The sequence below is a fragment of the Paraburkholderia sp. Ac-20347 genome, assembly GCF_017104805.1.
Taxonomy (GTDB): Bacteria; Pseudomonadota; Gammaproteobacteria; order Burkholderiales; family Burkholderiaceae; genus Paraburkholderia; species Paraburkholderia tropica.
In genome coordinates this window covers 1-13012 of sequence record NZ_JAAGPN010000231.1, presented here as the reverse complement: position 1 = coordinate 13012, position 13012 = coordinate 1, and the positions used below count along the sequence as shown (strand labels likewise).

Annotated in this window: 9 protein-coding genes and 1 pseudogene; 7 read left to right on the top strand and 3 right to left on the bottom strand. The window is 65.0% G+C overall.

Annotated elements, in window-relative coordinates:
* Positions 1–198 (bottom strand): annotated as a pseudogene (locus G3N97_RS30035) (GlxA family transcriptional regulator); the annotation flags it as partial.
* Positions 199–516: 318 nt separating this feature from the next.
* Here G3N97_RS30035 and G3N97_RS30030 point away from each other — a divergent pair.
* On the top strand, positions 517–1152 hold the full coding sequence (locus tag G3N97_RS30030; protein ID WP_205996570.1) for a cysteine hydrolase family protein: 636 nt from the start codon (positions 517–519) through the stop codon (positions 1150–1152).
* A gap of 97 nt (positions 1153–1249) precedes the next feature.
* Here the strand turns inward: G3N97_RS30030 and G3N97_RS30025 are convergent, their stop codons facing one another.
* Positions 1250–1897, bottom strand: coding sequence for a TetR family transcriptional regulator (locus G3N97_RS30025; protein ID WP_205996569.1), 648 nt, complete (start codon positions 1895–1897; stop codon positions 1250–1252).
* Positions 1898–2402: 505 nt separating this feature from the next.
* Here G3N97_RS30025 and G3N97_RS30020 point away from each other — a divergent pair.
* The 5 genes from G3N97_RS30020 to G3N97_RS30000 all read left to right on the top strand — a co-directional run bounded on the left by G3N97_RS30020 (position 2403) and on the right by G3N97_RS30000 (position 10274).
* Positions 2403–3653: an efflux RND transporter periplasmic adaptor subunit gene (locus G3N97_RS30020; RefSeq protein WP_065059287.1), complete on the top strand. Its 1251-nt coding sequence runs from the start codon at positions 2403–2405 to the stop codon at positions 3651–3653.
* Between the two features lie 15 nt (positions 3654–3668).
* Positions 3669–6920, top strand: a complete 3252-nt coding sequence (locus G3N97_RS30015; RefSeq protein WP_205996568.1) for an efflux RND transporter permease subunit — start codon at positions 3669–3671, stop codon at positions 6918–6920.
* Position 6921: 1 nt separating this feature from the next.
* Positions 6922–8493: an efflux transporter outer membrane subunit gene (locus tag G3N97_RS30010; protein WP_205996567.1), complete on the top strand. Its 1572-nt coding sequence runs from the start codon at positions 6922–6924 to the stop codon at positions 8491–8493.
* A gap of 265 nt (positions 8494–8758) precedes the next feature.
* The gene (locus G3N97_RS30005) at positions 8759–9193 is read left to right on the top strand and encodes a DUF2628 domain-containing protein (RefSeq protein WP_205996566.1); all 435 of its coding nucleotides are present in this window, start codon (positions 8759–8761) and stop codon (positions 9191–9193) included.
* A 97-nt stretch (positions 9194–9290) separates the two neighbouring features.
* Complete coding sequence (locus G3N97_RS30000) at positions 9291–10274, top strand: prolyl oligopeptidase family serine peptidase (protein WP_205996565.1); 984 nt, start codon at positions 9291–9293, stop codon at positions 10272–10274.
* Positions 10275–10420: 146 nt separating this feature from the next.
* On the opposite strand, the gene G3N97_RS29995 is transcribed toward G3N97_RS30000, so the two are convergent.
* Positions 10421–11887, bottom strand: coding sequence for a nucleobase:cation symporter-2 family protein (locus G3N97_RS29995; RefSeq protein ID WP_241030918.1), 1467 nt, complete (start codon positions 11885–11887; stop codon positions 10421–10423).
* A gap of 620 nt (positions 11888–12507) precedes the next feature.
* Between G3N97_RS29995 and G3N97_RS29990 the strand changes: the two genes are divergently transcribed.
* A partial coding sequence (locus G3N97_RS29990; RefSeq protein WP_241030917.1) for an FGGY family carbohydrate kinase occupies positions 12508–13012 on the top strand: 505 nt, incomplete at its 3' end.

Sequence of the window (13012 nt, the reverse complement as noted above, 5' to 3'; positions counted from 1 at the left end):
GAGGCCGTGCGTCGCGCTGAGCGTGAAGCCCGCCGTCGTGGCGAGCGGGCCGCTTTCCGCCGCGCACACGCGCAGTTCGAACGGCGGCACGCCGCCTTCGGCGCGGTCCTCGCCGAACACGATGCAGGGCACCGACAGGTGGAACGGGATGATGCGGTCGAAGGCGACCACGGCGATGCGGCGCGCGGGCGCTGGCATCGGTGCCGTCGGGCGGAGGGAGGGCGCGGGCGCGGACGGCTCGGGCAGAACGGCGGCGGCGGTGGACATCGCTAACTCGCTTTTTCGGGGCTTTCGGGCAGATCGGCGCGACGCGTACGTGTCGCCGATATTTGGCCCGATTCTAGCGAAACTTGTCATTCGGGCCACTGTGCGCGCTCGCGCCGCCACGCAACAATGCGCCATCGTCGTTGTGCCGCCAGGCCCGGCGATGTTGATCCCAAGCATTCCAAACCATCGCGAATTGTTTCGAACCTTCGCGAACCTTCGCTCACACTGCTCGAATCAGGAGGCCTCACCATGTCCGCACAACCGCGCCGCGCGCTCGTCGTCATCGACGTGCAGAACGAATACGTGAGCGGCGATCTGCCGATCGAATATCCGGACGTCCACACCTCGCTCGCCAACATCGGCCGCGCCATCGACGCCGCGCGTGCCGCGGGCGTGCCGGTCGTCGTCGTGCAGAACTTCGCGCCCGCGGAGTCGCCGCTGTTCGCGCGCGGCAGCGCGGGCGCCGAACTGCACGACGTGGTGGCGTCGCGCGAGCGCGATCACTACGTCGAGAAGTCGCTGCCGAGCGCCTTCGCGGGCACCGATCTGGGCGCGTGGCTGGCTGCGCGCGCGATCGACACGCTCACGATCGTCGGCTACATGACGCACAACTGCGACGCCTCGACGGCTTTCGACGCCACGCACGCGGGGCTCGCGGTCGAGTTTCTGGAGGATGCGACGGGGTCGGTGCCGTATGAGAATTCGGCGGGTGCGGCGAGCGCCGCGGAGATTCATCGCGTGTTCAGCGTGGTGATGCAGTCGCGCTTCGCCGCGGTCGCGAGCACCGACGCCTGGCTGGCGGCGCTGGCCGAGGGCGCACCGTTGCCGCGCGACAACATCTACCTGTCGAATCAGCGTGCGCGCAAGGCGCGCGTGGCGGCGTAAGTGATCAGCGGTGAGACGAGGAGGGCGATGAAGCGGGGCGGCGACGGCCGCTCTCGCAACGACAACGAGCACAACGAACGAAAACGTCCGCGCGCGATTACGCGGGTCCGGCCGTCACGCGCAGCGCCGGACTGAAACGCAGCGCGTCGAACACGGCTTCGACGAGCCGCTCGGCGTTGCTCGCCACGTCGAATGCGTCGGGCAGGATCGCCATGTCGCGCAGCGCGCCCGTGATGAACGAATGCAGCACGCGCGCGGCGCGGGGCGCGTCGAGATCGGCGGGCAGCTGGCCCTTCGACATCGCGTTGCGCAAGCCTTCCTCGATGCGCATCAGTCCCTCGCGCATATTGCCCTGATGGCGCGCCATCACCGGGCCCATTTCCTCGACGAACTCGCACTTCAGAAACAGGATCTCGAACACGCGGCGGCGGCGCGCGTCGCTGGCCGTGTCGCACAGACAGAGCGTGCACAGATCCTTGATGCGCCCGAGCGGATCGGGCTCGCCCGGATCGACCGAGGCGACCTTCAGCTCGTCGAGCGGCAGGATCACGCGGTCGAACATCGCCGTGAACAGATCGCCCTTGTTCTCGAAATGCCAGTAGATCGCGCCGCGCGTCACGCCGGCGGCCTGCGCAATGTCGGCGAGCGATGTGCGCGAAACGCCTTTTTCAAAAAAGACGTGTTCGGCGGCGTCGAGAATACGGTTGCGCGTCTCCAGCGCTTCCTCTTTCGTGCGTCGGGCCATGATCGTTGGGATACGGGCGTAAGGACTGTGGTAAGGAGTTAATAAGGGCGCTTTACGCGAACAAAAGCCCCGAAAATCGAAGGACTATTCGGCAAGAGATACAAAGGGGCGCAATCGGCAACGTATTGATTTGTAATATGGATGTCATGCGCAAAACGCTCTTGACGAACCGTTCATGAGGAATGATTCGTTCTTTTACATTCGTTCGCGAATGTATCTATAATAGCACCCCACCACCTGGGTACCTCAAGTGGTGATGTCCGGTAATATCCGTCACTGGCCCTTTGGTGGTCGTAGAAACCCCCATGCGCGGCGCCCGACGCGGCGGCGCGCTGAAGAACCGTCCGGACGGATGTAGCTGACCGGTATCGCGCTTTTTTCCTGAAGTACCGGGTCATCCGTCAGGTATTGCCAGATGCTGGCGTGCGATGTTGTCCTCCTGCTTGCTTACGCTCGCGAGGACGCCGCACGCTTTTAATCGTCAGTTATAGACAGAGGTCGCTCCATGCGCGTCGAACGGGTTCCATTCCGCCTAATCAGCTTCGCGACGGCTGCAATCGTGCTTGCAGCGTGCGGGCAAAAGCAGTCGGCGCCGCCGCCGCAAACTCCCGAAGTGGGTATCGTCACCCTCCAGCCCACCGCCGTGCCGGTCGTGTCCGAACTGCCGGGCCGCACCAATGCCTTCCTCGTCGCGCAAGTGCGCGCACGGGTCGACGGCATCGTGCTGCGCCGCGAGTTCACCGAAGGCAGCGTCGTGAAGGCAGGCCAGCGCCTGTACAAGATCGATCCGGCGCCGTACATCGCCACGCTCAATAACGCCAAGGCCACGCTCGCCAAGGCGCAGGCGAACCTCGTCACGCAGAACGCCCTCGTCACGCGCTACAAGGTGCTGGTGCAGGCCAACGCGGTGAGCAAGCAGGATTACGACAACGCCGTGTCCGCGCAGGGCCAGGCCGCCGCCGACGTCGCGGCGGGCAAGGCCGCGGTCGACACCGCGCAGATCAACCTCGGCTATACGGATGTCGTCTCGCCCATCACGGGCAAGGTCGGCATCTCGCAGGTCACGCCGGGCGCCTACGTGCAGGCGAGCGCCGCCACGCTGCTGTCCACCGTGCAGCAGATGGACCCGATGTACGTCGACCTCACGCAGTCGAGCCTCGACGGTCTGAAACTGCGCCGCGAAATCCAGGAAGGCCGTCTGAAGACCAACGGTCCGGACGCTGCCAAGGTTTCGCTCGTGCTCGAAGACGGCCGCACCTACGCGCAACAGGGCAAGCTCCAGTTCACCGACGTCACGGTCGACCAGACCACCGGCTCGGTGACGATCCGCGCGCTGTTCTCGAATCCGGATCACGTGCTGCTGCCGGGCATGTTCGTGCGTGCGCGCATCGACGAAGGCACCAACGAACGCGCCTTCCTCGTGCCGCAGATCGGCGTGCTGCACGACCAGAAGGGTCAGGCGACGGTGCTCGTCGTCAACAAGGACAACAAGGTCGAACTGCGTCCGATCGTGACGTCGGGCTCGCAAGGCCAGGACTGGATCGTCGAAAGCGGCATCAATGCGGGCGACCGCGTGATCGTGCAAGGCACCGAGAAGGTCAAGCCGGGCGCCGAGGTCAAGCCGGTCGACGCGCATCTGCCGCCGCCGCCGCCGCCGGGCGCGCCGTCGGCCGACGAAGCGACGGCTTCGGGCAACGCCAGCGCCGCTTCGGGCGCGTCCGCTGCCTCCGCACCCGCTGCTTCCGCTGCGCAATAACAGGGAGCCTGCTTCATGGCAAAGTTCTTTATCGACCGCCCAATTTTTGCCTGGGTGGTCGCCATCATCCTGATGCTGGCGGGTGTGGCGTCGGTGTTCACGCTGCCGGTCGCGCAGTATCCGACCATCGCGCCGCCGTCCATCCAGATCAGCGCGACCTACCCGGGCGCGTCGGCCAAGACGGTGGAAGACACGGTCACCCAGGTGATCGAGCAGCAGATGAGCGGTCTCGACCACTTGCTGTATCTGTCGTCCACGTCCGATGACTCGGGCACGGCCACCATTACGCTGACTTTCGCGGCGGGCACCAACCCGGACATCGCGCAGGTGCAGGTGCAGAACAAGCTGCAGCTCGCCACGCCGATTCTGCCGCAGGTGGTGCAGCAGCTCGGCATCAAGGTCACGAAGTCGAGCAGCAGCTTCCTGCTGGTGATGGCGTTCGTCTCCGAAGACGGCAGCATGACCAAGTACGACCTCGCGAACTACGTGGCGTCGAACGTGGAAGACCCGATCAGCCGTATCGACGGCGTGGGTACGGTCACGCTGTTCGGCTCGCAGTACGCGATGCGCGTCTGGCTCGATCCGAACAAGCTCACCAACTTCCAGCTCACGCCTTCGGACGTGACGGCGGCGATCACGGCGCAGAACGTGCAGATCGCGGGCGGTCAGCTGGGCGGCACGCCGTCGGTGGCGGGTCAGTCGTTCCAGGCGACCATCACCGAATCGACGCTGCTGCACACGCCTGAAGAGTTCGGCAACATCCTGCTGAAGGTGAACCAGGACGGCTCGCAGGTGCGTCTGAAGGACGTGGCGCGCATCGGTCTGGGCGGCGAAAACTACAACTTCGACACGAAGTACAACGGTGCGCCGACCGCCGGTCTGGGTATTCAGCTCGCCACGGGCGCGAACGCGCTGCAAACCGCGAAGCTGGTGCGTCAGAAGATCGACGACCTCTCGAAGTACTTCCCGCACGGTCTCGTCGTGAAGTACCCGTACGACACGACGCCGTTCGTGCGCCTGTCGATCGAGGAAGTGATCAAGACGCTGCTGGAAGGCATCGTGCTGGTGTTCCTCGTGATGTACCTGTTCCTGCAGAACCTGCGCGCGACGTTGATTCCGACGATCGCGGTGCCGGTGGTGCTGCTGGGTACGTTCGCGATCATGGCGGCGGTGGGCTTCTCGATCAACACGCTGTCGATGTTCGGCCTCGTGCTCGCAATCGGTCTGCTGGTGGACGATGCGATCGTGGTGGTGGAAAACGTCGAACGGGTGATGGTGGAAGAGGGGTTAGGGCCGAAGGAAGCCACCCGCAAGGCGATGGGCCAGATCACCGGCGCACTCGTGGGCGTGGCGCTCGTGCTCTCCGCGGTGTTCGTGCCGGTGGCGTTCTCGGGCGGTTCGGTCGGCGCGATCTACCGTCAGTTCTCGCTGACGATCGTGGCCGCGATGGTGCTGTCCGTGCTGGTGGCGTTGATTCTGACGCCCGCACTGTGCGCGACCATCCTCAAGCCGATCCCGAAGGGCCATCACGAAGAGAAGAAGGGCTTCTTCGGCTGGTTCAACCGCACGTTCGAAAAGAGCCGCGACAAGTATCACAGCGGCGTCTATCACGTGATCAAGCGCTCGGGCCGCTGGCTCATCATCTATCTCGCGGTGATCGTCGCGGTTGGCCTGCTGTTCGTGCGCCTGCCGAAGTCGTTCCTGCCCGATGAAGACCAGGGCACGATGTTCGTGATCGTGCAGACGCCTTCGGGCTCGACGCAGGAAACCACGGCGCGCACGCTGGCCAACATCCAGAACTATCTGCTCAACGACGAGAAGTCGATCGTCGAGTCGACGTTCACGGTGAACGGCTTCAGCTTCGCGGGTCGCGGCCAGAACTCGGGTCTCGTGTTCGTGCGCATGAAGGACTACAAGGAACGTCAGCACGCGGACCAGAAGGTCCAGGCGCTGGTGGGCCGCGTGTTCGCGCACTATGCGGGCTACAAGGACGCGATGGTGATTCCGGTGAATCCGCCGTCGATTCCTGAACTCGGCACGGCCTCGGGCTTCGACTTCGAACTCCAGGATCGCGGCGGCGTGGGCCACGAAAAGCTGATGGAAGCGCGCAACATGCTGCTCGGCATGGCTGCGAAGGATCCGTCGCTGGCCCTCGTGCGTCCGAACGGCCTGAACGACACGCCGCAGTACAAGATCAACATCGATCGCGAGAAGGCTGAAGCGCTCGGTGTGACCTCGGCGTCGGTCGACCAGACGTTCTCGATCGGCTGGGCGTCGTCGTACGTGAACAACTTCCTCGACGTCGACGGCCGGATCAAGAAGGTCTACGTGATGTCGGACGCGCCGTTCCGCATGACGCCGAACGATCTGAACAGCTGGTACGTGCGTAACAGCGCGGGCGGGATGGTGCCGTTCACCTCGTTCGCAACCGGCGAGTGGACCTACGGTTCGCCGAAGCTCGAGCGCTACAACGGTATCTCGGCGGTCGAAATCCAGGGTCAGGCGAGCACGGGCAAGTCGACGGGCCAGGCCATGACGGCCATGGAGCAGATCGCGTTGAAGCTGCCCGCGGGCATCGGCTACGAATGGACCGGTCTGTCGTTCCAGGAACGTCAGTCGGGTTCGCAGGCGCCGATCCTGTACGGCATCTCGATCCTCGTCGTGTTCCTGTGTCTTGCGGCGCTGTACGAAAGCTGGTCGATTCCGTTCGCGGTCATCATGGTGGTGCCGCTCGGCGTGCTCGGCGCGCTGCTGGCGGTCACGCTGCGCGGTCTGGAAAACGACGTGTTCTTCCAGGTGGGTCTGTTGACCACCGTGGGTCTATCGGCGAAAAACGCGATTCTGATCGTGGAATTCGCCCGCGACCTGCAGGCCGACGGCAAGATGGGACCGATCGAGGCGGCGCTCGAAGCCTCCCGACTGCGTCTGCGCCCGATTCTGATGACGTCGATGGCGTTCATTCTCGGCGTGCTGCCGCTCGCGATCAGTAACGGCGCGGGTTCGGCATCGCAGCACGCGATCGGCACGGGCGTGATCGGCGGTATGGTCACGGCCACGTTCCTCGCGATCTTCATGATCCCGATGTTCTTCGTCGTGATCCGCGCGAAGTTCGCAGGCGAGAAGGAAGACGCCGACGTCGCGCTCCAGCACTACGAAGAGCACCACGCGCACGACCATGACGACGATAACGCCGGTGGCGCGGGCGGTAACGGCGGCAATGGCGGCAGCGGTGGCGACAACGGCGGCCCGGGTAAGGAAGGACATTGAGATGCATAAACTATCCGTAATTGCAGGGGCCGCTGCGCTACTGGCAGGTTGCACGATGGCGCCGTGGTACCACCGGCCGGATGCGCCGGTGTCGCAGACCTTCCCGCAGGGCGGCGTCTACGCGACGCAGCCCGGCACCGAAGCCGGCCAGGCCGGCGAAGGCGGCGAGGGCACCAGCGCGAAGACCAGCCGCAGCGCCAATGGCGCGGCGGCGACCGACATCGGCTGGCGCGACTTCTTCGTCGATCCGCGTCTGCAGCAACTGGTCGAGATCGCGCTGAAGAACAACCGCGATCTGCGTGTTTCGGTGCTCAACGTGGAAGCGGCGCGCGCGCAGTATCAGATCACGCGCGCCGAGCTGTTCCCCGCCATCAACGGCGTGGGCACGGACACGCGCACGCGCCTGCCGCAGGAACTGGCGACGAGCTATCCGACCAATCCGTACAGCGTCTACAACGTGGGCCTGCAGGCGTCCTGGGAAATCGACTTCTGGGGCCGCATTCGCAGCCTGAAGGACCAGGCGCTCGCGCAGTATCTGTCGACGGCGTATGCGCGCAAGGCGGCGGAAATCACGTTGGTGTCGGAAGTCGCGGACCAGTACCTGACGATGCTCTCCGACGACGACCTGCTGAAGGTCACGCAGGAAACGCTGAAGACGGCGCAGGATTCGTACAACATCACGAAGGCGCAGTTCGACACCGGCACCGGCACCGAACTCGATCTGCGTCAGGCGCAGACCGTGGTCGAAACGGCGCAGGCCAACCTGCAGGCGCAACTGCGCGCCCGCGCGCAGGCCGAGAACGCGCTCGTGCTGCTGATCGGCGAGCCGCTGCCGGCGGAGATGCCGCAAGGTCTGCCGCTCGACGGCCAGGATCTGCTCGCCGACATCCCGCCGGGACTGACGTCGGACATGCTCACGCGTCGTCCGGACATCATGGAAGCGGAGCAGACGCTGCTCGCCGCGAACGCCAACATCGGCGCGGCGCGTGCGGCCTTCTTCCCGAAGATCTCGCTGACGGCGGCGTTCGGCACCGAAAGCCTGTCGCTCGGCGGTCTGTTCAAGGCGGGCACGGCGGCGTGGAGTTTCGTGCCGCAGGTCACGCTGCCGATCTTCGAGGGCGGTTCGAACATCGCGAACCTGCAGGTGGCCAACGTGCAGAAGCGTATCGAGATCGCGAACTACGAGAAGGCGATCCAGTCGGCGTTCCGCGAAGTGGCGGACGGGCTGGCGGCGCGCGGCACCTACGATCAGCAGATCGCGGCGCTCGAGCGCAACACCTTCGCGAACCAGCGTTCGCTGTCGCTGTCGGAACTGCGCTACAAGAACGGCGTGGACAGCTATCTGCCGGTCCTGACCGCGCAGACGAGCCTGTACACGTCGCAGCAGACGCTGATCAGCGCACGCCTCGCACGCATGACGAATCTCGTCGATCTGTATCGCGCGCTCGGCGGCGGCTGGATCCAGCACGCGGGCGAAACGCCGCGCGCGCCGGATGCGCCGGCCGACTACGGTTCGGCCAGCGCGCCGGCCGCGGCTTCGGCTCCGGCCGCGTCGGCTGTGTCGGCGGGTTGAGCGAGACTGACTTGAGCGACGCTTCAGCGCGTCGTGAAGTGAAAACGCCACGGGTGACCGTGGCGTTTTTTTTGCGCGATGCGTCTTAAAAGCGTAGCGAAGCAGCGCACCGCCGCCAGGAGATTTCTCAATCAACCAAAGGACAATTTAGTAATTGTCCTATTTTTATTACGATTTGCTGTCACTAGCATGGCCTGAGCAGCAGCAACGCAAAGAATCGCAAGGCAAACGCCGGCAACGACTTTTTCAGCTAGTGAGGCAACTGATGCAAACCAAACCGACTTCCTCGACCTATAACGGTCTTCCCAAACGCTGGGTCGATCGTTTCGAATTCTTTGATGCGCATGGCGCGCCGGGTTCGCCCGCCTACAAAGCCGCATTCAAGCAGATTCCCTTTCTCCAGCGCATCAAGATCGGCGGCAACTTCTTCGCGTTCTTCTTCGGGCCGATCTACTTCCTCGTTTGCGGCCTGTGGCGCACCGCGATCGCGACCTTGGGGCTCACCTGCGCCGTCTGCGTCATCGCCGCCGTGCTCATGATGTTCGTGCCCGGCGACCGCGCCGCCGACATGATCGCGCGCATGGCCGGACTGGCCGTGGCGCTGATCTGCGCGCAGGTCGCGAACTACGCCGTCTACCGCAAGGAAGTGAAGCGCGAAGCCGAGCGCTGGAACTTCTTCAAGCTGATCCGCTGGATCTGATCGCCGGCGTTTTTCGCCCGGTTTCCCGTGAATTTTCCGCCGCTGCCGCGCGTTGTTCGATGATGGCGGCGGCGCTCATCGCTTACGCATCATGACCATGAATCTTCGACGTTTCGCCGGCGTCGCGGCGGCGCTCGTGCTCGCCGCGTGTCAGGCGAAAGACCCCTATGAAGTGAGCAGCAGCAGTCTCGAAAGCGCGCGCTCGCAGTTCCAGACGCATATCGTCGACCACTCGTTCCAGCCCGACGGGACGCCCGCCAGGCCGCCGGCCGGCGTGCTGGATCTGATCCGCTATCCGGCCAGGGACGGCAAGCTCGCAGCCTACGTCACGCCGGATCCGCACGACGGCAAGCGCCATCCTGCCGTGATCTGGGTTGTGGGCGGCTATGGCGGCATTGGCGGCCCGACGGATCAGCTTTTCTGGACGCCCCAGCCGCGCGCGAACGATCAGAGCGGCGCGGCGTTCCGCAAGGCCGGCATCGTGACGATGATGCCGAGCTTCCGTGGCGAGAACGACAATCCCGGCGCGTACGAGATGTTCTATGGCGAGATCGACGATATCGAATCGGCGCGTGCGTGGCTGGCCGCGCAGCCTTACGTCGACCCCCAGCGCATCTATCTCGTCGGCCACAGCACGGGCGGCACGCGCGCGCTGCTCGCGAGCGAGCTGAACGATCGCTTCCGCGCGGTGTTTTCGCTGGGCGGCGTGCCGGATCTGAAGTTGCGCATCGAAGCGGGCGAGATGCAGGTGGCGGTGCCGTTCGATCAGACACGTCCCGACGAATTCCGCCTGCGCTCGCCGATGACGTTCGTCACGTCGATCAAATCGCCCACGTTCTATTTCGAAGGCGAGTCGAACTACTGGCACGAGTTCGACGCCGTGCAGACGGTGGCGCAAAACCACAAGATTCCGCTGCACGTATTCAAGGTCGCCGACGGCGATCACTTCTCGATCGTCGCGCCGGTTTCCGATGCGATCGCCCGCAAGATTCTGGACGATCGCGGCGATACGTCGAATATCGCCTTCGATCAGGCGGATCTCACGCGCATTTCGGCGGGCATCAGCCGGGAAGATCAGTAGTGCTGTCGTAGTGAAGGCGGGCGTCGTGAGCGCGATCGCTCACGACGTCACGCAAAAAAAACGCCACGGTTTCCCGTGGCGTCAAACCAGCAAAAGACCCCGGCCGATGCTTGCGCGCAGGCGGCCGGAGCACCTCTCGCGTCGACTCAGTGTGCCGCGCTGCGCGGCATTTCATGACCGGCTTCCGGGCCGCCTTGCGCGTCGTGCGCGTGGCTGCCGTCGAAATCGTGTCCGGCGCGGCGGATGTCGCGGCCGGCGGCGCGTTCGCTCTTCACGCCGTTGAAGATCAGGTTGAGCACCACCGCGCACACCGAGGCGAGCAGGATGCCGCTATGCAGGATCGGCGAGAGCGCGGGCGGCAGTTGCGCGAAGAAGTGCGGCGAGACCACCGGCACGAGCCCGAAGCCCACGCTCACCGCGACGATGAACAGGTTGTGCTGGTTCTTCACGAAGTCGACCTTCGCCAGCACCTTGATGCCGTTCGCGGCCACCATGCCGAACATCACGATGCCCGCGCCGCCGAGCACGAAGGCGGGCACCGAGGCGACCATCTGCGCCATCTTCGGAAAGAGGCCGAGCAGCACGAGGATCACGCCGCCCATCGCGCAGACGTAGCGGCTTTTCACGCCCGTCACGCCGATCAGCCCGACGTTCTGCGAGAACGAGGTGTGCGGAAACGAGTTGAAGATGCCGCCGATCATCGTGCCCAGACCGTCCACGCGCAGACCGCGTACGAGCGTCGCCTGATCGACGGGGCGCTCGACCATGTCGCCCACCGCGAGGAACATGCCGGTCGATTCGATGAAGGTGACGAACATCACGATCACCATCGTCGCGATCGGCAGCACGTGGAATTTCGGCATGCCGAAGTGGAACGGCATCACGAAGCCGACCCACGGCGCGTGCGTGATGCCTTCGAGGTTCACGCGGCCGAGCGCCAGCGCGATCGCGAAGCCCGCCACGATGCCGAGCAGCACCGAGATATTGGCGATGAAGCCGCGGCCGAACTTGTTGATCAGCAGGATCAGCATCAGCACGAGCAGCGAGAGGCCGAGATAGATCGGGTCGCCGTAATTCGGATTGCCCACGCCGCCGGCCGCCCAGTTGATGCCCACTTCCATCAGCGAGAGGCCGATCACCGCGATCACCGTGCCCACCACGACGGGCGGAAAGAAGCGCAGCAGCTTGCCGATCATCGGCGCGATGACGATGCCGATCGCGCCCGCCGCGATGGTCGAGCCGAAGATGTCGAGAATGCCGAGTGACGGATTCGTGCCGATGGCGATCATCGGGCCGACCGAGGCGAACGTGCAGCCCATGATGACGGGCAGGCGGATGCCGAAGATCCAGAGACCGAGCGTCTGGATCAGCGTGGCGATGCCGCACGCGAACAGGTCGGCGCTGATGAGAAAGGCCACCTGATCTTTCGGCAGACCGATGGCGCCGCCGATGATGAGCGGCACGGCCACCGCGCCCGCATACATCACGAGCACGTGCTGGATGCCGAGCGTGAGCAACTGGCCGAACGGCAGACGTTCGTCGCACGGGTGAACCTGGGCGCCGCCACGCTGTCGGGACTGGGCCTGCTCCCGTTCCATACCCTGGGGATGCATGTCGTCTCTCTCCGTCTTTGTTTGGGAATATGGCCTCCAAGGTATGCGCGCAAAAAATATGCAACAAGACCACTGGGGACTATTCCGTGCTTTCCGGGGACGATATGCGCGTGAGCCGCGCGGCGTGCGCCACGAGGGCGCGATCGTGCGCAGCGCATCAACGCGAAGGCGCGTGCGGAGAGGCCGGGGAGCGTCGCGTCGAGGTGGCCGCGACGCGCGCATGCGCCGTTCGTCCCATATTTCAGGAGGTTTGCGGCCTTCGACGATGCGCTTGCCGTGACGGCGTGCGTCGCGCCGCGCGCGTTCGACGCGGCGAAAAGCGACGCTGTCGCGGTGCGACTGGCGCGGGTCGGATACGCGCACGCATGGCGGCGTCGTTATGATCTATATTTCGCTTTCCACATGTGAGCCGTTTTGCATCGCGCGCGACACGGGTGGGTTTACCCGCGAGCGCGGGCGTTTTGCGGGTTTCGCGTGATTTCACGGCATGCTCGTCACGTGCTCGCCGCATGCGCATCGCGCCGGTATCATGAGCCGTTAAACCCGCTGCCATTCGGCCCGTTTCGTTTCGCCGCCCGCGGTTCGCGGCCAGCCCTTCCTCTTCTTTCCAGACGCTTCGCATGCACGCATCGCCAGCGCGTTTTCTCGGCATCGACCTCGGCACCGGTTCCCTCAAAGTCGCGATCGTCGATGACGAAGGCGCGGAGCGCAGCGTGGCGAGCATCGCCTATACGCTCGAAACGCCGCAGCCCGGCTGGGCCGAAATCGACGTGCGGCGCTGGTGGGACGCGCTCGTGCAGGCCTGCGCGAAGCTGCCCGAAGCGGAGCGCGCGGCGGTGCGGGCGATCGGTTTTTCCGGACAGATGCACGGCGTCGTGCTCACCGATGCGCGCGGTCAGGCGCTGCGTCCCGCGATGCTGTGGCCCGACACGCGCGCGCACGATCTGCTCGACGCCTGGCCCGACAGCGATGCGCATCCGCAACCCAATCCCGTCGCGCCCGGCATGGCGGGCCCGCTGCTGCGCTGGACGATGCAGCACGAGCGCGTCGTCGCCGATGCCGCGCGCTGGGCGCTGCAACCGAAGGACTGGCTGCGCGCGGCGCTCGCAGGCGGCGCGCCGGAGA